Raw genomic sequence first — 19,946 nt, 5'->3', positions numbered from 1 at the left:
GGTGCTCGCAGTCTCGCAAAGGCAGGGCCGCTTAGTCGGCGGGCGCTTCCTTCTTGATCTCTTCACCGGTCTCCTGGTCGACGACCTTCATCGACAGGCGCACCTTGCCGCGATCATCAAAGCCCAGAAGCTTGACCTTCACTTCCTGACCTTCCTTCAGAACATCCGACGGATGGTTCAGGCGGCGGTTCTCGATCTGGGACACATGGACCAGACCGTCACGCTTGCCGAAGAAGTTCACGAAGGCGCCGAAATCGACGATCTTCACCACGGTCCCGGTATAGACCTTGCCCTCTTCGGGCTCGGCCACGATCGAGTGGATCATCTCATAGGCCTTCTTGATCGCTTCGCCATTGGCGGAGGCAATCTTGATGATGCCGTCATCGTTGATGTCCACTTTCGCGCCGGAGGTTTCCACGATCTCGCGGATGACCTTGCCGCCGGAGCCGATGACTTCGCGGATCTTGTCGGTCGGGATCTGCATGGTCTCGATGCGGGGCGCGTGCTCGGAGAATTCCGAACGCCCTTCGGAGAGGGCTTGTGCCATCTCGCCGAGGATGTGCAGACGACCGGCTTTCGCTTGGTCGAGGGCCTTTTCCATGATCTCGGGCGTGATGCCTGCAACCTTGATGTCCATCTGCAGCGAGGTGATGCCGTCTTCGGTCCCTGCCACCTTGAAGTCCATGTCGCCGAGGTGATCCTCGTCGCCGAGGATGTCGGTCAGAACCGCGTAGGAGCCATCATCCTCAAGGATCAGGCCCATGGCCACACCGGCGACCGGTGCCTTGAGCGGAACGCCCGCATCCATCATGGACAGGGAGCCACCACAAACCGATGCCATCGAGCTGGAGCCGTTGGATTCGGTGATCTCCGACACGATGCGGATCGTGTAGGGGAAGTCGGTTGCCGCGGGCAGAACCGCCTGCAGCGCGCGCCATGCGAGCTTGCCGTGGCCGATCTCGCGCCGTCCCGGAGGGCCGAAGCGGCCCACTTCGCCGACCGAGTAGGGCGGGAAGTTGTAGTGCAGCAGGAAGTTGGATTTGAAGTTGCCATGCAGCGCGTCGATGAACTGCTCATCGTCGCCCGTACCCAGCGTGGTGACCACGAGGCCCTGGGTCTCGCCGCGCGTGAACAGCGCCGAGCCGTGGGTCCGGGGCAGAAGGCCCGCTTCGGCCACGATCGGCCGCACGGTGTCCAGCGCGCGCCCGTCGATCCGGCGGCCATTCTTGACCACGTCGCCGCGCAGGATGCTGGATTCCAGCTTCTTCATCGCGGAGCCAAGGTTCGCATCGGTCTGCTCGTCATCGCTCAGGGTGCTGAGGATCGCGTCCCGCGCCGCAGAGATCGCGGAGACCCGCTCCTGCTTGTCGGAAATCGCGAAGGCGGCGCGCATCTGCTCTTCGCCCGCCGCTTTGATCTTGCCATAGAGCTCGGAGTAATCCGGCGCCTGGAAATCGAAGGGCTCTTTCGCGGCGTCTTCGGCCAGATCGATGATCAGGTCGATGACCGGCTGCATCTGCTCGTGACCGAATTTCACAGCACCCAGCATCTCGGCTTCGCTGAGCTCATAGGCCTCGGATTCCACCATCATGACGGCGTCCTTGGTGCCTGCCACGACGAGGTCCAGACGCTGATCGGGGTTCGACCGTAGGTCCTGCATGTCGTCCACGACCGGGTTCAGGACGTATTCGCCATCCTCGAAGCCCACGCGTGCACCCGCGATCGGACCCATGAAGGGCACACCGGAAATGGTCAGCGCAGCCGAGGCCGCGATCATCGCAACGATATCCGGGTCGTTTTCCAGATCGTGGGACAGCACGGTGCAGATCACCAGCACTTCGTTCTTGAACCCGTCGACAAAGAGCGGGCGGATCGGACGGTCGATGAGACGGCTGGTCAGCGTCTCTTTCTCGGTCGGGCGCGCCTCGCGCTTGAAGAAACCACCGGGGATCTTACCGGCGGCATAGTATTTCTCGTTGTAGTGAACGGTCAGCGGGAAGAAATCCTGACCCGGCTTCTGGGCCCGGGCGTAGGTGACGGCCGCCATCACGGAGGTCTCGCCATAGGTGGCGATCACGCAGCCATCGGCCTGACGGGCGATCTTGCCCGTCTCGAGGGTCAGCGTATCTTCCCCCCATTCCATTGTCTTTTTGACTTCTTTGAACATCTGTTTTTCCTGTAGGGGAGCACTCCCGGCCTTCCGGGTCTCCCGTTCATGTGGCGGCCCCATTGCCGCCGACCCCTGTCCTTCGCATCACGCCGGGGTCCGAGCGTCACGTCTCAGATGCGCGGCAGATACACGTTTTGTGTCGCCAAGAAAACCGGCAATCTTTGCGCGCTAACAGGATGCGGTATTTTCGCCGTAGGCAGCGGCACAAAAGGGAGCGGCGATGCGGCGGGTTTTGAAAGGGCTGGTCTTTGGGTTGGTGGGATTGGCGCTGGCGGCCTGTGCCCAGGTCTGGCGCCATTCGGGCACGGCGTCCTTGGCCGGGGCTCCGGCCGATGCGCTGCGGCTGGCCAGCTACAACGTGCATTACATCGTTCTGTCGCAGGCCGACGGGCCCTGGTCTCGCGGCGATTGGGAGCGGCGCAAGCGCCCGCTCGATGCGGCCTTCAAGGCTTTGGATGCGGATCTCGTGGCCTTTCAGGAGATGGAGAGCTTTCAGAACGGCTCGGATGGCAGTGTCAATCTGGCCCGCGACTGGCTGCTGGCGGAAAACCCGGGCTATGCGGCGACCCACCATGGCGATTGGCGGCAGGTCCCCCAAACCCAGCCGATCTTTTACCGCGCGGACCGGCTCGTACCGCTGGAGGAGGGCTGGTTCTTCTTCTCGGACACACCGGACGTGATCTATTCGCGGACCTTCAACGGGTCCTGGCCCGCCTTTGCCTCCTGGGCGCGGTTCCGCGATCTGCAAAGCGGCGAAGAGCTGCGCGTGGTCAATGTCCATTTCGAGTTCAAGAGCGGCTCGAACCGGCGGCTCTCGGCAGCGCTGGTGGCCGAACGACTGGCCGCACCGCTCGCGGCGGGGGAGCGGGTGGTGCTGGTCGGGGATCTGAATGCGCGGCTGGGGGCAACCACGGTCGAGATCCTTGAGGCGGCGGGCTGGGATTTCCTGCCGGTCGCGGGCGCGACGTATCATTTCAACCGGGGTCTCAACCTCTTTGGCGCGATCGACCATATCGCGCTGGCCGGTCCGGTGGCGGCGCTTGGCCCGCCGGTGGTCCTGCGCCAGCAATTCGAGGGCGAGTGGCCGACGGATCATTACCCGCTGGTGGCGGATCTGGACCTGAGCGGCCCGCCCTGACGCGCGCGCTGGGCGTTCCCTGCGCAGCTGCCGCATCGGATCTTGCCTGATATCCCGAATTTGGGATAAATCTCGGATATGAGATTCGAGACGTCTTCCGAAACAACCCGGCTGGCCAGCCATCTGCGCGATCTGCGGGACCGCCACGGCCTCACCCTTGCCAGACTTGCCGACCGCAGCGGCGTGAGCCGGGCCAGCCTGTCGCGCATCGAAAACGCCGAAGTGAGCCCAACCGCCGAGACCCTCGGGCGGCTGGCGACGGTCTATGCCCTGCCCATGTCGCATCTGCTCGGGCCCTTGGAACAGGGGTTCCAGCCGGTGATGAGACGCGCGGATCAGGCGGTCTGGCAGGATCCGACGCATGGCTTTGAGCGCCGCAGCGTGTCGCCGCCGAACGGGACGCTGTCCATCGAGTTGATTGAAGGCACATTGGAGGCGGGGCAGCGCATCGCCTATGACGCCCCCGCCATCCCCGGGCAGGAGCATCACGTCTATGTCCTGTCGGGCGAGATGGCGATCACGGTCGAAGGCACGCCCCATCGCCTGCGTTCGGGCGATTGCCTGCGCTACGTCCTGTTCGGCGAGACGGTTTTCGAGACCAGCCATGCCCCCTGCAAATACGTGATCGCGCTGTCATGACCGACCAGACATGTGACATACGCCCGATTTCACCCGCCGATCTGGTTCATCAGTTCGAGGATCTCTGCGGCTTGCTGCGGGACTGTGTGCAGGAGGGCGCGGCGATCGGGTTTCTGGCGGCGATTACCCAGGAGGAGGCGGAGCGCTTCTGGCGGCGCGATATCGGCGCGGCCCTAGCGAGCGGGGAGCGTGTGCTGCTGGGGGCCTACCTCGGCAGACGTCTCGTCGGGACCGTGCAGGTGATCCTGGCCATGCCTCAAAACCAGCCGCACCGCGCGGAGATCGCCAAGATGATGGTCCACCCCGAGAGCCGCCGCCGCCGCGTGGGCCACGCCCTGATGGACAGAGCGCTCGCCGAGGCGCGCAGCGCGGGCAGGACGCTCGTGACGCTGGATACCCGCACGGGCGATGTCTCCGAGCTGTTCTATGGCAGCGTCGGGTTCCAGAAGGCAGGCGTGATCCCGGGCTATGCCTATGATCCGGACGGACAGACCCTGCATGGCACGACGCTGATGTACCGCGCCGTCTGAGCCGACGCCGCGCGGCGCGCGACATGATCCGGGCACAAAAAAGCCCGCTCTTTCGAGCGGGCCTTGGTCGGTTCTGTCGCTGGTGCGCTTAGCGGCGCAGACCCAGGGACGAGATCAGCTTCTGGTAGCGCGCTTCGTCCTTGCCGCGCACATAGTCCAGCAGCTTGCGGCGCTGGGCCACGAGCTTGAGAAGGCCACGACGGGAGTGGTTGTCCTTCTTGTGGGTCTTGAAGTGCTCGGTCAGGGTCGAGATGCGGCTCGACAGGATCGCGATTTGCACCTCGGGAGAGCCGGTGTCGCCCTCCTTGGTCGCGTATTCCTTGATGAGGCGTGTCTTTTCTTCGATCGTGATCGACATCGGGATCTCCTGTTCAGGTTTGTGTGACGGCACAAGCCGGGATGTCGTCCAGCAGGGCCCATATAAGCGTCCCCCTCCCTGCGGGCAGGTCAGGCGGATGCGCGCGTATAGGAAATATCGCGGGCCTTGAAAACCCCTTTTTCGGGCGGCGATCTGTCCTGAGGGCCGCAGGGCGATGGACCCCGGCCCGGGCGGCGGGATAAGCTGTGGCATGTTCAGACCTCTCGCGCTTCTCGTCGCCCTGCTCACCCTGACCTTCGTGCTCTCGCCATTGGCCAGCCCGCCCTTCACTGGCTTTCGCCCGGATCAGCTCCCGGTGCCGCAGGTCGACCCACCTGTGCAGCCCGCGGGCTACGCCTTCGCGATCTGGGGCGTGATCTATCTCTGGCTGGTGGCCTCTGCGGGGTTCGGCCTGTTCCGGCGGGCCCAGGCGCAGGATTGGGATCATGTCCGCTGGCCGCTCATTGTCAGTCTCGCGGCGGGCACGCCTTGGTTGTTTGTGGCGACGCGCTCGGCGCTGGGGGCCTTCGTTCTGATCTTCGTGATGCTGATCCCGGCGATTGTCGCGCTGTTGCGGGCGCCGTCCCGTGACCGGATCTGGCTGCGCACGCCGCTCGCGCTCTATGCCGGATGGCTGACGGCAGCCTCCTGCGTGTCGCTGGCCACGGTGGCTGCGGGATATGGGCTGTGGTTCGGGGATGGGGTCTGGGCGGTGATCGCGCTGGCCCTGGCATTCGCCATCGCGCGCTGGGTGCAGCCCAAACGCCCCGAGACGCCCGAATACTCGGCCACGGTGATCTGGGCGCTGGTTGCGGTGGTCATCGCCAATGGCAGCAGCCAGCCGGGCATCGCGGCCCTGGCCGCGGCGGGCGCGGTCGGGCTCGGCTTGCTCTACTGGACGGATCGGCACCCGCGCGGGGTCTAGGCCTCGGCAAAAAAGGGCAGAAAGGTCTCGAGCACTGCCTCGGGCACCTCTTCCATGGCGAAATGACCCGACTGGCAGGAGGCATCGCGCACATCCTCGGCCCAATCGCGCCAATGCCCCGCCGGATCGCCGGTCTGAGCCGGGAAACCGCCCTCCGCCCAGAGGAACATCAGCGGCGCCGCGATTTTGCGCCCGGCGGCTGCGTCCGCGTCATCCAGCGCCCGGTCATAGGTCGCGCCCGCCCGGTAATCGGCGCACATGGCATGGATCCGCGCCGGATCACGGGCCTGGGCGCGGTAGCCGGCCAGCGCGTCGGGGGTAAAGACCTCCAGCGACTTCGCCTTGGTCCAGGTCTGCAGGGTCCAATCCATATAGGCTTCGGGATCCGCGCCGATCATCCGCTCGGGCAGCGGCGCAGGCTGGGCGAGGAAGGTCCAGTGATAGGCCTTCATGGCGAGCTCTGCGGTCCAACTGGCCCAGAACGGCCCCGTTGGGACGATCTCGATGATGCCGAGGCGGTCCACGCGGTCGGGATGGTCGAGCGCAAGCCGGTAGGTCACCCGCCCGCCCCGGTCATGGCCGAGGATATGGGCGCGGTCGATCCCGAGCTGGTCCAGCAGGCCGATGATATCCAGCGCCATGGTGCGTTTGGCATAGACCGAATGCTCGGCGTCATCCCCGGGCGCGTCGCTGTCGCCATAGCCGCGCAGATCCGGCACGATCACCCGGAAATGCTTGGCCAGTTCCGGCGCGACCTTGGCCCAGCAGGCATGATTCTGCGGATATCCATGGAGCAGGACCAGCGGCGCACCGCCGCCCGCCTCATGCACCGAGAGGCGGAGGCCGTTGGTGTCGACAAAGCGCTGCGTGAAGCCAGGGATCATGCGGGATCCTCCCAGGGTCGGGGATGTTCGGAGTAAGAGATATAGAGAGGGTGTTTCGGATGCCCGGCCTTGCTCAGCCCCAGATGGGTCAGGGGCCGGTCGGTCTGGCGCAACAGCCGCGCGACGGCTGGACCGCGGTCGAGATGGGCGCCATGGGTGCCCCAGGCGCAGAGCACGGTCTCGGCCCATTCTGCCCCCTCAAGAATCGCCGCGTCATTTGCGGGCCCGACCGGATCGGCGGCGGCGCGCATGGCCTTGGGGTCCGTATCGCGCCAGGCAAAGATGTTGCAGACCCGAAACCCGCCATAGCCGAGCGCCCGGGCGCGCCGTTCGCAGCGCTCCACCGTGGGGTCATTCTGCACCTCCGTGGCGGTGGAGGGGTTCAGCATAACGAAGAGAATGCGACCGCCCTCGGGCTCCCAGATGCGGGTGAGGGCGTAGCGGTAGCGCTCGCAATCGGAATAGACCGCGACCGAGGCCGCATCGTCTTTCTGGTGGGTGCGGGTGATCATGGCCCGGTTGTGCCCCGCGCCCCGGATCGGGTCAACGGCAAGTGGCCGGGCCTTGGGCGCTTGGCCCGCTGGTGGTTCGGCGCGCGGGGTGTGTCGGGGGCGGGCGGAGGCGTCTTTGGACGCTTTGCCGGTCGATCCCCGAGCTTTCGCAGTCGTCAAGTGGGGCTTGGAGTTCTACTCTCGGCCGGACATGGGGCCCGTCACAAGGCGGAGTTCAAGGACAGCGGATGAACCTGATCACAAGTCTCGCAGTCGGATACGCGATCGCCTGTCTCGGTGTTATCGGGTTTCAGATCGCCCTGATCGCCGGAGCACCCTGGGGCCGGATCACCCAAGGGGGCAAACATCAGGGTGCCTTGCCGATCTCCGGGCGGGTTGCGGCGTTTGTGTCGATCTTCATCCTCGCGGCCATGGCCTGCGCGATCCTCTCGGCTGTGGGCATCTGGCCCAATTGGCCGCGTTGGACCGGGCGGGTCGCGCTCGGGGTGCAGGCTTTGGTGACGCTGGTAAATTGGATCACGCCGTCAAAACCCGAACGGATGCTCTGGGGGCCAGTGGAATCGGTCTTGCTGGCGATGGCGACTGTGGTGGTTCTGGTGACGTGACCGCGTGTGCCGAACACGCAGGACGATCACGCTGAGCGCATCGACACAGACCACCAGAGGGGGGGATTTGGTGGAGCCTAGCGGGATCGAACCGCTGACCTCCTGCATGCCATGCAGGCGCTCTCCCAGCTGAGCTAAGGCCCCAAACCGAAGCGGTCGCTATCGCGTCCGCTGGCGTTGTTTATGTAAGCCGCGCGAGGAGTGCAAGAGGGATTCTCACGCTCTTTGCGCGCCTTTTTTCAGGAGTCGTCATCCTCGGATGCGACGTCCTTCAGATCGTCGAGCGCGACGGTGTCATCATCATCGTCATCGTCGAGCACGTCATCGGCGAGATCGACATCCGCGTCATCATCCGCGTCGTCGAGCACCACGTCTTCGGCCTCGGTTGCGTCGTCTTTCAGTTCCTCCGGCGCGGCTTTCTTGTCGCGGGTCAGGGACACCGACGACTTGCGACCGGTCTCCAGCACGACTTCCTCGCCGGTATACGGGCTGATGATGGGCGTGCGGTTCAGGTCGTAAAAGCGTTTACCGGTGGTCGGGCACAGGCGTTTTACGCCCCAGTCTTCCTTGGGCATTCGAGTTCCTCTTTGCAGCGGCTGCTGGATCGGATCGGGGTCGGTTGCCACAAGCAGATGGGCGTGTCAAAGCCTTTTGCAAGGTCAGCACCACGGGGAGCCTATGCGCGACGTCGAACTTGAAGGGGAGCCGCCGATCCAGGTCGCCTTGCGCCGGTCCGGTCGGGCCAAGCGCTATGGGCTGCGCGTCTCGCGGCTGGACGGGCGGGTGACGCTGACCGTTCCCACCCGCGGGAGCGAGCGCGAGGCCCTCGCCTTCCTGCGCGAAAAGGAGAGCTGGGTCCGGGCGCAGGTCGCGCAACTGGTGGTCGCACAGAGCGTCGGGATCGGCGATCGCATCCCGGTCGAGGGGCGGCCGGCACGGCTTGTCCGCACCGAAGCCCGGCGCGGCGGACTGGTGGGCGATTTCATCGAGGTGCCCGAGCGGGTTGCCGTGCCGGGGGCCTATGTGGCGGGCCTGTTGAAGGCCGAGGCGCGCGAGCGGCTGACCGAAGCCAGCCTCGACTATGCCGCACAGGTCGGGCGCAAGGTCTCGGGTATCACGCTCAAGGACACCCGCTCGCGCTGGGGCTCCTGCAGCTCCGCGGGGCGGCTGATGTATTCCTGGCGGCTGATCATGGCCCCGCCCGAAGTGCTCGATTATGTCGCGGCCCATGAAGTCGCGCATCTTGTCGAGATGAACCATTCGGCGGCCTATTGGCGCGTGGTGGCGGAGATCTGCCCCGATTACGCCCGCCACCGTGCCTGGCTGCGGCAGGAAGGCGCGGGCCTGCATCGCTACCGGTTCAAGGATTGACGCGGGCCGGGGCCATGGGTCTGATGCGCGCCATGCTATTGACACCGCGCCCGAACGATCCGGCCCCGGCCGCCCCCCATGTGCATGACCGGGTCTACCGGTCCCTGCGCACCCGCATCATGCATGGGGAGCTCGAGCCGGGGACCGCGCTGACCCTGCGCGGGATCGGCAAGGAATACAGCGCCTCCATGACGCCCGCGCGCGAAGCTGTCCGCCGTCTGGCGGCCGAAGGGGCGCTCACCCTGACCGCCTCGGGCCGGGTCTCGACGCCCGAGCTGTCCAACGAGCGGATCGAGGAGCTTGCGGCCCTGCGCTCCCTTCTGGAGCCGGAACTGGCCGCGCGGGCCATGCCCCGGGCCCATATCGCGCTGATCGAACGGCTGGAGATGATCCAGACCAGTATCGCCCAGGCCATCGCCCGCGAGGATGCGGTCGGCTACCTGCGCACCAATCTGGAATTTCACCGCACGCTGTACCTGCGAGCTCAAGCGCCGGCGATCCTCGCCATGGCCGAGACGGTCTGGCTGCAGCTCGGCCCGACCATGCGCAAGCTCTATGGACGGTTGCGGCGCACCGAGGCACCCCATTTCCACAAGCTGATCATTGCCGCGCTGAAGGCCGGGGATGAACCCGGCCTGCGTTTGTCCGTTCGGATGGATGTGACACAGGGCCTGAAACTGCTGGCCCAGTAGGGTGGCGGTCGCGGGTGGGCTTCAGCCCGGCCAGTCGACGGTCTCGAAGTCCCGCAGATAGGTGCTCTGCTCGGCCTGTGCGAGCCCCTTGGCCCGCCAGTCGCGCAAAAGGCCATGGGCCAGATGCGCTGCCACATAGGCCTGGGCCTGCGCCCCGACCGACAGGCCATAGCCCGCGATGCGCATGGCCACGGGCGCAAAGAAGGCATCCGCGAGCGTGTAGTCCCCAAACAGCCACGGCCCCTCGGCGGGGCAGGCCGCCCACAGGGCCTCCAGCCGGTCGAGATCGGCGCGCACCGCCTCGGAGACCGGCACGCCGCGATAGGCCACGCTCAGGTTCATCGGGCAAGCCTCGCGCAGGGCGGTGAAACCGCTATGCATTTCCGACACGAGGCTGCGGGCCAGCGCGCGCGCGACCGGGTCCGCAGGCCACAGCCCGGCCTCCGGGTGGCGCTCGGCGAGGGTCTCGGCGATGGCGAGGCTGTCGCTCAGGATCCCGCCCTCGGGCAGGCGCAGCATCGGGACGGTGCGCGGCGCGGCGGCCCCGGTCAGCCCGGGCGCAAAGGCCGCGAGGTCGTCGCGGAACCCGGCTGTGTACATCCGGGTCTCGGTGAGTGTGTGGGGCAGGTCAAAGGCAGCGAGGCAGAGCCAGCCGCGCAGGGACCAGCTGGAATAGGAGCGGTCGGCGATCAGAAGGTCATAAGTCATGGGCCCCGTTTATCCCGGGGGCATTCATCTGAAAAACGGTATCTCGTGACAAAAATCATCACCAAACGTGATGGATGCTTTGGGCTCAGACCGCGATGATCAGTTTGCCGGTATTTTCGCCGCGATAGAGCATCCCGATCGCGCCGGGGGCGTGCTCGGGCCCGTCCAGAATATGCTCGCGCGTGGTGATCTGCCCGGCGCGCAGCCAGTCCGCCAGGGCGGTGCGGGCCTCGGCCAAACGGTCCTTGTAATCGAAGATCAGAAAGCCCTGCATCCGGGCCCGGGCCACCAGCATCTGGCGGTGCACCCTTGGGCCTGACGGGATCGGATCCCATTCGGTCACGGCGGCGGTGCCACAAATCGTGATCCGTGCGCCCTGGGCGAGATGTCCCATCACCGCGTCGGAAATCGGCCCGCATGTGTTGTCGAAATAGCAATCCACCCCGTCCGGGCAATGGCGCGCGAGGGCCGCGTCCACATCCTCGGCCTTGTAGTCGATGGCTGCGTCATACCGGAAATCCGACAGGCACTGCGCGACCTTCTCCGGCCCGCCTGCGATCCCGACCGTCCGGCAGCCTTTGAGCTTGGCGATCTGTCCGACCGCCGAGCCCACTGCGCCCGCGGCGGTGGAGACGACCACCGTATCGCCCGCCTTGGCCCCGCAGCTCTCCAGCAGGCCGAAATAGGCCGTGGTCCCGTTCAGCCCCAGAATGCCCAGCGCATAGCTCCGGGGCAGGTCCGTTTCGCTGACCTTCCGCGCGAGTATGTCCCCGTCGACCAGCGCATGGGTCTGCCAGCCAAGCAGCCCCTCGACCACATCCCCCTCTGCGTAGTCCGGATGGCGCGAAGCGATCACATCCCCCACGGCAAAGGACCGCATGGGCGTCCCAAGCGCCACGGGCGGAGAATAGTTTGGCACGTCATTGGCCCAGCCCCGCATGGCGGGATCGACGGACCAATGGGTGGTGCGGACAAGGACCTGCCCGGCGGCGATTTCGGGCACCGGGGACTGGATGATCTCGAAATGCGCGGGGCTCGGCACGCCCACGGGGCGGCGCGCCAGAATGACCTGTGTGTTCTGCATGGGCTCTCCTATTGGGCGGAGTGGGCCCGAACTGCGGGGGCGGGGTCAAGGCCGGGTGTTGATGGCCAGCGCCTCCCAGGTCGATCCGGTCTGGCGCAGATGGGTCACCGAGAGGTTGTCGATCTTGTGGGCAAAGGTCTCGCGTGCCGGGATCCGGAGGGCGCGTTGCACCTGCGTGAGGATCACGCCGAAATGCGCCACGGCGATCACCGGGCCGGGCCCGGCATAGGTATCGACCCAGCCATCCACCCGGGTCCGCAAGGCGTTCCAGCTCTCGCCGCCGGGCGGGGCATTGTCGCCGGGCTGATCCCAAAACGCAAAGATCCGCTCGGGATCCTCGGCTTCGATGTCGGCGAAATTGCGCATCTCCCATGCGCCGAAATGCATCTCCCGCAAGGCGGATGTATGGGGCAGGCGGACCCGCCCGGGGGCCACGGCATCGGCGGTCGCGACGGCGCGGCTGAGATCCGAGGACACGCAGGTGGCCTCGCGCGGCAATGCGCGGTCGATCCGCGCGATGGCCGCGGCCTCGCTCAGATCTGCAGGCAGGTCGGTCCAGCCGACCATGCCCTTGGCGTGGGTCGGGCCATGGCGGACCCAGTACCAATCCCGGGTCATGCGCTGCCCTTGAGGAACAGGGGCAGCCCCGCCGTCACCAGCACCACGCATTCGGCCTTCGCGGCCAGACGCTGGTTCAGGCGCCCCTGTGCGTTGCGAAAGGTGCGACCCAGCTTGTGCTCGGGCACCACCCCCATCCCGGTCTCGTTGCTGACCACCACCACCGGGGCGGCGCAATCCTCCAGCGCCTCAAACAGATCCTCGACCGCCAGCGCGACCTCCTCCTCGGCCAGCATGACATTGCTTAGCCACAAGGTCGCGCAATCCAGCAGCACGACCTCCGATGCCTCCACCTGCTCGAACGCCGCCGTCAGATCCCGGGGCGCCTCGATCGTGCGCCAGTCCGGACCGCGGCTTTCGCGATGATCCGCGATTTTTTTTGACATTTCTTCGTCGAATGCCATGGCCGTCGCAATATAGACGCGGGGGCGTCCGGCTTTTGAGACAACCCCTTCTGCGAACACAGATTTTCCGGAAGCTGCCCCGCCGAGGACCAGCGTCAGCCGAGGCAATTCGACGCGCATTTTTCGCTCCTTTCGGAAAATATCGTCATTTCTGGTGATCCAAATAGGACCTCCGCGCGTAACTCATATGCCAAGCGATAAAATGGGACGCAACGTTTCCAGCAGGGGGTTGATATGGCACTAGACGGTTATTCAGGTGAAATGAGCCTGTCACGGCGTGCGATGCAAGCGGAGCTGCTCGACGCGGAAACGGAACTGAAACTGGCCTACGCGTGGCGCGATGAGCGGGACGAGGAGGCGCTGCACCGTCTGATCACCGCCTACATGCGCCTGGCGATCTCCATGGCCGCCAAGTTCAAGCGCTACGGCGCGCCCATGAATGACCTGATCCAGGAAGCCGGGCTGGGCCTCATGAAGGCCGCCGACAAATTCGACCCGGATCGCGGTGTGCGTTTTTCGACCTATGCGGTCTGGTGGATCAAGGCCTCGATCCAGGACTACGTGATGCGCAACTGGTCCATGGTGCGCACGGGCTCGACCTCCTCCCAGAAATCGCTCTTCTTCAACATGCGCCGGGTTCAGGCCCGTCTGGAACGCGAGGCTGCCGCGTCGGGCGATCGTCTCGACAAGCACCAGCTGCGCCAGATGATCGCGACCGAGGTTGGCGTTCCGCTCCACGATGTGGAGATGATGGAAGGCCGTCTTGCAGGCTCCGACTATTCGCTCAATGCCACCCAATCCACCGAGGATGAGGGCCGCGAATGGATCGACACGCTGGAGGATACCAGCGTGCAGGCCGCCGAGACGGTCGAGCAGGATCATGACATCGAGGCCCTGCGCGGCTGGCTGGTCACTGCCATGGAGGCCCTGAACGAGCGCGAGCGCTTCATCGTCCGCGAGCGCAAGCTCCGCGATCAGGCGCGCACGCTGGAAAGCCTCGGGCAGGAGCTTGGCCTGTCGAAAGAGCGCGTGCGTCAGCTTGAGGCCGCCGCCTTTGGCAAGATGCGCAAGAGTCTGATGAACCAAACCTCCGAGGTTCGCCAATTCTTCGCCTGAGCCTTCTTGCTTTCGCTTTGCTCGCCCGCCCGGTTGTGGCGGGCGAAGTCACGTCCGAGGACCTGACCGCGCTGCCCGAGGCCGATGTGGTCATTCTGGGCGAGCTGCATGACAGCCCGGTCCACCACCTGAATCAGGCCGCCGCCGTGGCCGCGCTCGCCCCCAGCGCGCTGGTCTTCGAAATGCTCTCGCCGGGGCAGGTGCAGGGGCTGTCCGAGCTGGAGCGTGAGGATGCCGAGACCCTCGGTGCTGCGCTGAATTGGGCCGAGAGCGGTTGGCCCGATTTCGATTTCTATTGGCCGATCTTCGCTGCGGCCCCCGACGCGCCGCTCTATGGCGCGGCGCTGCCACGTGCGCTGGTCCGCGGCTCGGTGGCGGCGGGCCCCGCGGCGAGCTTTGCCGAGGCGGGCGGGGATCCAGTGCTCTACGGGCTGGATCAGCCCTTGCCCGAGAGCCAGCAGACCGAGCGCGAAGCGATGCAGATGGCCGCCCATTGCGATGCCCTGCCCGAACATATGCTCGGCGGAATGGTCGGCGCTCAGCGCCTGCGCGATGCAGCCTTTGCCGAGACCGTGCTCGACGCTCTCAGGGTCCATGGCCCGCCGGTCGTCCTGATCACGGGCAATGGCCATGCGCGCACGGATTGGGGCGTGCCCTTCTATCTGGCCCGGGTCGCGCCCGAGGTCTCGGTCTACGCGCTGGGCCAGCTTGAGGAGGCCCCGGAAGAGGCGCCGCCCTTTGACGGCTGGCTCGTCACCGCCCCGACCGAGCGCGACGACCCCTGTGCCGCATTCCGCTAGCCGCTCGGTGGTTGAGTTCCCGGGCGGGGCACCCTACACCTTGGTCAGCGGCGGTAAGGAATTCCCTGGATGCTGGCAGGCAAACGACTTCTCCTGATTATCGGTGGCGGGATCGCGGCGTATAAGGCGCTCGACCTCATCCGGCAGGCGCGCCGCGCGGGCGCGACGGTGACCCCGGCCCTGACCCGGGCGGCGGAGGAGTTCGTCACCCCGCTCAGCGCCTCGGCCCTGGCCGCCGAGAAGGTCTATCGTGACCTCTTTGACCTGACGGACGAAGCCGAGATGGGCCATATCGAGCTCAGCCGCTCAGCGGATCTGGTGGTGGTCGCTCCGGCCACGGCGGATCTGATGGGCAAGATGGCGGCCGGATTGGCGAATGATCTGGCCTCGACCCTCCTGATGGCCACGGACACGCCGGTGATGATCGCGCCGGCCATGAATGTGCGCATGTGGGAACATCCCGCGACCCAGCGCAACCTCGCGATCCTGCGGGGTGACGGCGTGACAGTCATAGGCCCCGACGCGGGCGAGATGGCCTGTGGCGAGTTCGGTCCCGGCCGGCTCAGCGCCCCAGAGGCGATCCTCGCGGCGATTGAGGCGCATTTTGCCGAGGGGCCCCTGACCGGTCGCCACGTGCTGGTGACCTCGGGGCCGACCCATGAACCGATTGATCCGGTCCGTTATATCGCGAACCGCTCATCAGGTGCGCAGGGTACTGCGATTGCCGCGGCGTTGCGGGATCTCGGCGCACGGGTGAGCTTCGTCACCGGCCCGGCGGATGTGGCCCCGCCAAGCGGGGTCAACGTGCACCGGGTCGAGACCGCTGACCAGATGCTGCACGCGGTCGAGGCGGCCCTGCCCGCCGATGCGGCGGTCTTTGCGGCGGCCGTGGCCGATTGGCGGGTGGTCGATGCGGCGCGCTCCAAGATCAAGAAAGACGGGAGCGGTGCCTTGCCCAGCCTCAGTTTTGCCGAGAACCCGGATATCCTCGCCACGGTGTCCCAAGGGACGGCGCGCCCGAGCCTTGTGGTCGGCTTTGCCGCCGAAACCGATGACGTGATCGCCCATGCCACCGCGAAGCGGGCGCGCAAGGGCTGCGACTGGATTCTCGCCAATGATGTGAGCCCGTCCACGGGCATCATGGGCGGATCCGAGAACGCCGTGACCCTGATCTCGGAGGCGGGGGCTGAAGAGTGGCCGCGCATGGGCAAGGAGGCGGTCGCCGCTCGGCTCGCCGCCCGCATCGCCGAGGCCCTCGCATGAGCGTCCAGATCGCGGTGATCCGCGAGGACTGGGCCGATCCTGACGTGCCCCTGCCGCGCTACGAGACCGCCGGGGCCGCCGGTGCGGACCTGCGGGCGAACCTGCCGCCCGAAACCCGCGAGCGCGGTGTCACGATCCAGCCTCTGCACCGCCTGATCGTGCCCACGGGCCTGCGCGTGGCGATCCCCGCAGGCTACGAGATGCAGATCCGGCCCCGCTCGGGGCTTGCCTTGCGGCATGGGCTGAGCCTGCCCAACACGCCGGGCACGATCGACAGCGACTATCGCGGCCCGCTGGGCGTGCTCCTGACGGTGATCGGGACCGAGCCCGTGACGCTGCATCACGGCGAGCGCATCGCCCAGGCGATCATCGCGCCGGTGGTGCAGGCCGCCTATACCCCGGTTGTCAGCCTCGATGAGACCGCGCGCGGCAATGCGGGGTTCGGCTCGACCGGGCGGGAGTAACAGAGTGTTTTTCGTACTTTTCCTTGCCGGAGTGATCTGGCTGGTCGCGCGTCGGGCGGGCCTGCCTTCGCAGGCGCGCTGGCTGCTGGTGGGCTTGCTCTACGTGGCCGTGCTCGGGGTGCAGATCATCCTGCCCGAGGGGACACCGCTGCGCCAGATGACCGGCGGCTCGCCGGCGCTGTGGCTCCTGCTCGGGGCCTTCGCGGCGCTGGTCGTGGCCTATCGCGAGATCCTCAAGCGGGTCCGTGAGCGGGTCCAGGCGCCGCCCCCCGCAACGGGGGAGCAGGTCGGCCCCTTCTCGGACGTGGAGCTTGATCGCTACGCCCGCCATATCGTCATGCGCGAGATTGGCGGCGTCGGGCAGAAACGGCTGAAGGATGCCAAGGTGCTGGTCGTCGGGGCCGGGGGGCTCGGCTCGCCCGCGCTGCTCTATCTCGCCGGGGCCGGGGTTGGCACGATCGGGGTGATCGACCACGACACGGTCAGTCTCAGCAATCTGCAGCGGCAGGTGATCCATACCGATGCCCGCTCGGGCATGCCCAAGGTCTTCTCGGCCGAGGCCGCCATGAAGGCGCTGAACCCCCATGTCACCGTGCGCCCCTATAACCGACGGTTGACGGCGGAGATCGCGGAAGAGCTCTTTGCCGATTACGACCTGATCCTCGATGGCAATGACACGTTTCAGACGCGCGCGCTGGTCAACAAGGCCGCCGTGGCGACGGGCAAGCCGCTGATTTCCGGGGCGATTGCCCAGTGGGAAGGGCAGATCAGTCTGTTCGACCCGGTGCGTGGCGCGCCCTGCTATGCCTGCATCTTTCCGACCGAGCCTGCCGATGGGCTCGCGCCGAGCTGTGCTGAGGCGGGCGTGGCCGGGCCTCTGCCCGGGGTGATCGGGACGATGATGGCGCTGGAGGCGATGAAAGAGATCACCCAGGCGGGCGAGGGGCTCGGGGGGCGCATGATGCTCTATGATGCGCTGAGCGCCGAGACCCGGACCGTCAAGCTCAAGCGGCGGGCGGACTGCCCGGTCTGCGGAGACATCTAGCGCGCGTTTTCAAAGGCGGGCGAAGGCATGGCAGGCGATCGGTGCTGATCGTGATTGCGGCAGGCTTTGCGCGTGCACTGTCCAAAGGGCATGAAGCCTCGACCATCCAAGCAGGCGCGCAACGCAGCGCCGCCGGGACGGAAACCACGTGGCAGAGCCCCGACGCGCGCGCACGTCGCGACCGCATTGCGCGCATCTTAATGGCGATCTGCTCGGGTGGCGGCGGAGGCAGGACTGGACGCAGGGGCCGCACCTGCCGCTGCTGCCGGAGGCGACGGACCAGAAAGCGCTTCCCGGGCGGCCCCTCGCCCGTCACAGAGCGCTGAAACGGGGCCCGGACGGTCAGGCCGCCGTTCTCTGTCCCCATTTGGCGCGCTCCTCCTTCGCGCGGGAGGTCATGCGCGGACCAAGGGCAACTGGGCCAGTCAGGATCTGTCGCATTCGATCCCGGGCTGAAGTGACCCGCCTGTCGCCGGGGCAGGTTCCGCGGGCCGGGTATTTGAGCGCCTTCATGGGGGCGCCGGGCTCTGGGCTGGTTGTTGCGGCCCCTGCCAAGACCTAGGTTGAGGACAAAGGAGATCTGCCCATGACCGACGCTTCCAATCCGCTGCTCGAGACCTGGACCCCGCCCTATGGCCTGCCGCCGTTCGATCGGATCACCGATGCCCATTACGCGCCGGGGCTGGAGGCGGCGCTGACCGAGGCGCGGGCCGAGATCGCGGCGATTGCCAACGCTCAAGAGGCCCCGACCTTCGACAATACGATCCGCCCGCTGGAGACCGGCGCGCGGAAACTCGGGCAGGTTCTGCGCGTCTTCTTCCACGTAGCGGCCACGGACAGCACAGCGGAGCGCGAGGCGCTGCAGAAGGATTTCAGCGGCAAGCTCAGCGCCTATAACTCCGAGGTGATCACCAATGCCGCCCTGTTCCGGCGGATCGCAGCGGTCTGGGCCGCGCGCGCGGATCTCGGCGCCGAGGAGGCCCGGGTCACGGACCTCTATTACAAGGATTTCACCCGGTCGGGGGCCGCGCTCGAAGGGGCGGCCAAGGACCGGATGACCGATATCAAGGCGCGGCTGGCCCTTCTGGGGACCGAGTTCACCCAGAACCTGCTGGCCGATGAGCGGGATTGGGTGATGCCGCTGGCCAATGGCGACCTCGAAGGGTTGCCGGATTTCGTGATCGCGACCGCGAAATCCGCCGCCGAAGAGCGTGGCATGGACGGGCATGTTGTGACCCTGTCGCGGTCCCTGATCGTGCCCTTTCTGCAATTCAGCCCCCGGCGGGATCTGCGCGAACAGGCCTATGAGGCTTGGGTGGCCCGGGGGGAGCATGACGGCCCCACGGACAATCGTGGCATCGCGGCCGAGATCCTCGCCCTGCGGGATGAGCGCGCCAAGCTTCTAGGCTATGGCAGCTTTGCCGATTACAAGCTCGAACCGGAAATGGCCAAGACGCCCGCTGCCGTGCGCGATCTGCTGATGTCGGTCTGGGCCCCGGCCAAGGCCTCGGCCGAGGCGGATGCGGCCGTCCTGACGGGCATGATGCAGGAGGATGGTGTCAACGGCCCTCTGGAGGCCTGGGACTGGCGCTACTACTCCGAGAAGCGGCGGCAGGCCGAGCATGATCTCGATGAGAGCGAGCTCAAGCCCTATCTGCAACTCGACAAGATGATCGATGCGGCGTTCGACTGCGCCGCGCGGCTTTTTGGGCTGAGTTTTGCGCCGATCGATGCGCCGCTGGCCCATCCGGACGCCCGCGCATGGGAGATCCGGCGCGGTGACCGCCTGATGGCGGTGTTTGTTGGCGATTACTTCGCCCGGGCGGGCAAGCGCTCCGGCGCGTGGTGCGGGTCGCTGCGCTCGCAACACAAGCTGGACGGCGACACGCGGGCCATCGTCACCAATGTCTGCAATTTCGCGAAACCGGCGGCGGGGCAACCCGCGCTGCTGAGCTTTGACGATGCGCGCACCCTGTTTCACGAGTTCGGCCACGCCCTGCACCATATCCTGTCGGATGTGTCCTATCCGATGATCTCGGGCACCTCCGTGGCGCGCGACTTTGTCGAACTGCCGAGCCAGCTCTATGAGCACTGGCTGGAAGTGCCCGATGTGCTGCAGCGCTATGCGGTTCATGCAGAGACCGGCGCGCCCATGCCCGATGACCTGCTTGGGCGGATGCTGGCGGCCTCGACCTATGACATGGGGTTCCAGACCGTGGAATACGTGGCCTCGGCGCTGGTCGATCTGGCCTTTCACGAAGGCGCGGCCCCGGCGGACCCCATGGCGCGGCAGGCGGAGATCCTGTCCGATATCGGCATGCCCCACGCGATCCGTATGCGCCACGCGACGCCGCATTTCGCCCATGTCTTCTCCGGGGACGGCTATTCCTCGGGCTATTACAGTTACATGTGGTCCGAAGTGATGGATGCCGACGCCTTCGCCGCTTTCGAAGAGGCGGGCAGCGCCTTTGACGCGGATATGGCCAGCAAGCTTGAGACCCATATCCTCTCGGCGGGCGGATCGGAGGAGGCCGATGCCCTCTATCAGGCCTTCCGCGGGCGGATGCCGGGGGTCGAGGCTCTGCTCAAGGGGCGCGGGCTCGACAAGGCCGCCTGAGCG

General features: G+C 66.4%; 22 protein-coding genes and 1 tRNA gene. 13 read left to right on the top strand and 10 right to left on the bottom strand.

Annotated features, from left to right (window positions below; all coding sequences use genetic code 11):
- Positions 1–31: 31 nt before the first annotated feature.
- Complete coding sequence (gene pnp / locus ACP150_RS17555) at positions 32–2,167, bottom strand: polyribonucleotide nucleotidyltransferase (protein WP_424967987.1); 2,136 nt, start codon at positions 2,165–2,167, stop codon at positions 32–34.
- A gap of 223 nt (positions 2,168–2,390) precedes the next feature.
- Between pnp and ACP150_RS17550 the strand changes: the two genes are divergently transcribed.
- The 3 genes from ACP150_RS17550 to ACP150_RS17540 all read left to right on the top strand — a co-directional run bounded on the left by ACP150_RS17550 (position 2,391) and on the right by ACP150_RS17540 (position 4,477).
- Positions 2,391–3,308 carry an endonuclease/exonuclease/phosphatase family protein gene (locus ACP150_RS17550; RefSeq protein ID WP_424967985.1) on the top strand — a complete coding sequence of 306 codons (918 nt, stop codon included), beginning with the start codon at positions 2,391–2,393 and terminating at the stop codon, positions 3,306–3,308.
- A 78-nt stretch (positions 3,309–3,386) separates the two neighbouring features.
- Positions 3,387–3,947 carry a helix-turn-helix domain-containing protein gene (locus ACP150_RS17545; protein WP_424967984.1) on the top strand — a complete coding sequence of 187 codons (561 nt, stop codon included), beginning with the start codon at positions 3,387–3,389 and terminating at the stop codon, positions 3,945–3,947.
- Positions 3,944–4,477, top strand: coding sequence for an N-acetyltransferase family protein (locus ACP150_RS17540; protein WP_424967983.1), 534 nt, complete (start codon positions 3,944–3,946; stop codon positions 4,475–4,477). Before ACP150_RS17545 ends, ACP150_RS17540 begins: the two co-directional genes overlap by 4 nt.
- A gap of 88 nt (positions 4,478–4,565) precedes the next feature.
- Here the strand turns inward: ACP150_RS17540 and rpsO are convergent, their stop codons facing one another.
- Positions 4,566–4,835, bottom strand: a complete 270-nt coding sequence (gene rpsO, locus ACP150_RS17535) for a 30S ribosomal protein S15 (RefSeq protein ID WP_424967982.1) — start codon at positions 4,833–4,835, stop codon at positions 4,566–4,568.
- A 211-nt stretch (positions 4,836–5,046) separates the two neighbouring features.
- Between rpsO and ACP150_RS17530 the strand changes: the two genes are divergently transcribed.
- The gene (locus ACP150_RS17530; protein ID WP_424967981.1) at positions 5,047–5,760 is read left to right on the top strand and encodes a hypothetical protein; all 714 of its coding nucleotides are present in this window, start codon (positions 5,047–5,049) and stop codon (positions 5,758–5,760) included.
- On the opposite strand, the gene ACP150_RS17525 is transcribed toward ACP150_RS17530, so the two are convergent.
- Both ACP150_RS17525 and ACP150_RS17520 read right to left on the bottom strand, forming a co-directional pair.
- Positions 5,757–6,644, bottom strand: a complete 888-nt coding sequence (locus ACP150_RS17525) for an alpha/beta fold hydrolase (RefSeq protein WP_424967980.1) — start codon at positions 6,642–6,644, stop codon at positions 5,757–5,759. The genes ACP150_RS17530 and ACP150_RS17525 overlap by 4 nt on opposite strands.
- Positions 6,641–7,156 carry a DUF1643 domain-containing protein gene (locus ACP150_RS17520; protein WP_424967979.1) on the bottom strand — a complete coding sequence of 172 codons (516 nt, stop codon included), beginning with the start codon at positions 7,154–7,156 and terminating at the stop codon, positions 6,641–6,643. The genes ACP150_RS17525 and ACP150_RS17520 overlap by 4 nt, the downstream gene beginning before the upstream one ends.
- Before the next feature lie 227 nt (positions 7,157–7,383).
- Here ACP150_RS17520 and ACP150_RS17515 point away from each other — a divergent pair, with 227 nt between their 5' ends.
- A complete protein-coding gene (locus ACP150_RS17515; RefSeq protein ID WP_424967978.1) occupies positions 7,384–7,761 on the top strand; it encodes a hypothetical protein in 378 nt (125 codons plus the stop codon).
- A gap of 68 nt (positions 7,762–7,829) precedes the next feature.
- Here ACP150_RS17515 and ACP150_RS17510 read toward each other — a convergent pair.
- Positions 7,830–7,905, bottom strand: a tRNA-Ala gene (locus tag ACP150_RS17510).
- 95 nt (positions 7,906–8,000) lie between these two features.
- The gene (locus tag ACP150_RS17505) at positions 8,001–8,336 is read right to left on the bottom strand and encodes a TIGR02300 family protein (protein ID WP_424967977.1); all 336 of its coding nucleotides are present in this window, start codon (positions 8,334–8,336) and stop codon (positions 8,001–8,003) included.
- 103 nt (positions 8,337–8,439) lie between these two features.
- On the opposite strand from ACP150_RS17505, the gene ACP150_RS17500 reads away from it, so the two are divergent.
- Together ACP150_RS17500 and ACP150_RS17495 are read left to right on the top strand one after the other, a co-directional pair.
- On the top strand, positions 8,440–9,132 hold the full coding sequence (locus tag ACP150_RS17500) for a M48 family metallopeptidase (RefSeq protein WP_424967976.1): 693 nt from the start codon (positions 8,440–8,442) through the stop codon (positions 9,130–9,132).
- A 32-nt stretch (positions 9,133–9,164) separates the two neighbouring features.
- Positions 9,165–9,824, top strand: a complete 660-nt coding sequence (locus ACP150_RS17495) for a GntR family transcriptional regulator (RefSeq protein WP_424967975.1) — start codon at positions 9,165–9,167, stop codon at positions 9,822–9,824.
- A gap of 21 nt (positions 9,825–9,845) precedes the next feature.
- Here ACP150_RS17495 and ACP150_RS17490 read toward each other — a convergent pair whose 3' ends face one another.
- The 4 genes from ACP150_RS17490 to cobU all read right to left on the bottom strand — a co-directional run bounded on the left by ACP150_RS17490 (position 9,846) and on the right by cobU (position 12,758).
- Positions 9,846–10,532, bottom strand: a complete 687-nt coding sequence (locus ACP150_RS17490) for a glutathione S-transferase (RefSeq protein WP_424967974.1) — start codon at positions 10,530–10,532, stop codon at positions 9,846–9,848.
- A gap of 85 nt (positions 10,533–10,617) precedes the next feature.
- On the bottom strand, positions 10,618–11,616 hold the full coding sequence (locus tag ACP150_RS17485; RefSeq protein ID WP_424967973.1) for an NADP-dependent oxidoreductase: 999 nt from the start codon (positions 11,614–11,616) through the stop codon (positions 10,618–10,620).
- Positions 11,617–11,661: 45 nt separating this feature from the next.
- On the bottom strand, positions 11,662–12,234 hold the full coding sequence (locus ACP150_RS17480; RefSeq protein WP_424967972.1) for a histidine phosphatase family protein: 573 nt from the start codon (positions 12,232–12,234) through the stop codon (positions 11,662–11,664).
- Positions 12,231–12,758: a bifunctional adenosylcobinamide kinase/adenosylcobinamide-phosphate guanylyltransferase gene (gene cobU / locus ACP150_RS17475; protein WP_424967971.1), complete on the bottom strand. Its 528-nt coding sequence runs from the start codon at positions 12,756–12,758 to the stop codon at positions 12,231–12,233. Before cobU ends, ACP150_RS17480 begins: the two co-directional genes overlap by 4 nt.
- 114 nt (positions 12,759–12,872) lie before the next feature.
- On the opposite strand from cobU, the gene ACP150_RS17470 reads away from it, so the two are divergent.
- The 6 genes from ACP150_RS17470 to ACP150_RS17445 all read left to right on the top strand — a co-directional run bounded on the left by ACP150_RS17470 (position 12,873) and on the right by ACP150_RS17445 (position 19,943).
- On the top strand, positions 12,873–13,754 hold the full coding sequence (locus ACP150_RS17470; RefSeq protein WP_424967970.1) for an RNA polymerase factor sigma-32: 882 nt from the start codon (positions 12,873–12,875) through the stop codon (positions 13,752–13,754).
- Positions 13,755–13,771: 17 nt separating this feature from the next.
- The gene (locus tag ACP150_RS17465; protein ID WP_424967969.1) at positions 13,772–14,554 is read left to right on the top strand and encodes a ChaN family lipoprotein; all 783 of its coding nucleotides are present in this window, start codon (positions 13,772–13,774) and stop codon (positions 14,552–14,554) included.
- A gap of 69 nt (positions 14,555–14,623) precedes the next feature.
- The gene (gene coaBC / locus ACP150_RS17460) at positions 14,624–15,817 is read left to right on the top strand and encodes a bifunctional phosphopantothenoylcysteine decarboxylase/phosphopantothenate--cysteine ligase CoaBC (protein ID WP_424967968.1); all 1,194 of its coding nucleotides are present in this window, start codon (positions 14,624–14,626) and stop codon (positions 15,815–15,817) included.
- On the top strand, positions 15,814–16,281 hold the full coding sequence (dut, locus tag ACP150_RS17455; RefSeq protein ID WP_424967967.1) for a dUTP diphosphatase: 468 nt from the start codon (positions 15,814–15,816) through the stop codon (positions 16,279–16,281). The genes coaBC and dut overlap by 4 nt, the downstream gene beginning before the upstream one ends.
- Positions 16,282–16,285: 4 nt before the next feature.
- A complete protein-coding gene (moeB, locus tag ACP150_RS17450; protein WP_424967966.1) occupies positions 16,286–17,326 on the top strand; it encodes a molybdopterin-synthase adenylyltransferase MoeB in 1,041 nt (346 codons plus the stop codon).
- A gap of 586 nt (positions 17,327–17,912) precedes the next feature.
- Positions 17,913–19,943 (top strand): M3 family metallopeptidase, encoded by a 2,031-nt coding sequence (locus tag ACP150_RS17445; protein ID WP_424967965.1) that lies wholly within the window; start codon positions 17,913–17,915, stop codon positions 19,941–19,943.
- The last annotated feature ends 3 nt before the right edge of the window (positions 19,944–19,946 follow it).

The organism is Dinoroseobacter sp. S375 (assembly GCF_049800775.1).
In the GTDB taxonomy this organism is placed as follows: domain Bacteria; phylum Pseudomonadota; class Alphaproteobacteria; order Rhodobacterales; family Rhodobacteraceae; genus Dinoroseobacter.
This window is presented reverse-complemented; position numbering and strand designations above follow the sequence as displayed.

Excerpts from the sequence above, each read along its gene's own strand:
- pnp (WP_424967987.1), bottom strand. The coding sequence starts at position 2,167 with ATGTTCAAAGAAGTCAAAAAGACAATGGAATGGGGGGAAGATACGCTG.
- ACP150_RS17550 (WP_424967985.1), top strand. The coding sequence starts at position 2,391 with ATGCGGCGGGTTTTGAAAGGGCTGGTCTTTGGGTTGGTGGGATTGGCG.
- ACP150_RS17545 (WP_424967984.1), top strand. The coding sequence starts at position 3,387 with ATGAGATTCGAGACGTCTTCCGAAACAACCCGGCTGGCCAGCCATCTG.
- ACP150_RS17540 (WP_424967983.1), top strand. The coding sequence starts at position 3,944 with ATGACCGACCAGACATGTGACATACGCCCGATTTCACCCGCCGATCTG.
- rpsO (WP_424967982.1), bottom strand. The coding sequence starts at position 4,835 with ATGTCGATCACGATCGAAGAAAAGACACGCCTCATCAAGGAATACGCG.
- ACP150_RS17530 (WP_424967981.1), top strand. The coding sequence starts at position 5,047 with ATGTTCAGACCTCTCGCGCTTCTCGTCGCCCTGCTCACCCTGACCTTC.
- ACP150_RS17525 (WP_424967980.1), bottom strand. The coding sequence starts at position 6,644 with ATGATCCCTGGCTTCACGCAGCGCTTTGTCGACACCAACGGCCTCCGC.
- ACP150_RS17520 (WP_424967979.1), bottom strand. The coding sequence starts at position 7,156 with ATGATCACCCGCACCCACCAGAAAGACGATGCGGCCTCGGTCGCGGTC.
- ACP150_RS17515 (WP_424967978.1), top strand. The coding sequence starts at position 7,384 with ATGAACCTGATCACAAGTCTCGCAGTCGGATACGCGATCGCCTGTCTC.
- ACP150_RS17505 (WP_424967977.1), bottom strand. The coding sequence starts at position 8,336 with ATGCCCAAGGAAGACTGGGGCGTAAAACGCCTGTGCCCGACCACCGGT.
- ACP150_RS17500 (WP_424967976.1), top strand. The coding sequence starts at position 8,440 with ATGCGCGACGTCGAACTTGAAGGGGAGCCGCCGATCCAGGTCGCCTTG.
- ACP150_RS17495 (WP_424967975.1), top strand. The coding sequence starts at position 9,165 with ATGCTATTGACACCGCGCCCGAACGATCCGGCCCCGGCCGCCCCCCAT.
- ACP150_RS17490 (WP_424967974.1), bottom strand. The coding sequence starts at position 10,532 with ATGACTTATGACCTTCTGATCGCCGACCGCTCCTATTCCAGCTGGTCC.
- ACP150_RS17485 (WP_424967973.1), bottom strand. The coding sequence starts at position 11,616 with ATGCAGAACACACAGGTCATTCTGGCGCGCCGCCCCGTGGGCGTGCCG.
- ACP150_RS17480 (WP_424967972.1), bottom strand. The coding sequence starts at position 12,234 with ATGACCCGGGATTGGTACTGGGTCCGCCATGGCCCGACCCACGCCAAG.
- cobU (WP_424967971.1), bottom strand. The coding sequence starts at position 12,758 with ATGCGCGTCGAATTGCCTCGGCTGACGCTGGTCCTCGGCGGGGCAGCT.
- ACP150_RS17470 (WP_424967970.1), top strand. The coding sequence starts at position 12,873 with ATGGCACTAGACGGTTATTCAGGTGAAATGAGCCTGTCACGGCGTGCG.
- coaBC (WP_424967968.1), top strand. The coding sequence starts at position 14,624 with ATGCTGGCAGGCAAACGACTTCTCCTGATTATCGGTGGCGGGATCGCG.
- dut (WP_424967967.1), top strand. The coding sequence starts at position 15,814 with ATGAGCGTCCAGATCGCGGTGATCCGCGAGGACTGGGCCGATCCTGAC.
- ACP150_RS17445 (WP_424967965.1), top strand. The coding sequence starts at position 17,913 with ATGACCGACGCTTCCAATCCGCTGCTCGAGACCTGGACCCCGCCCTAT.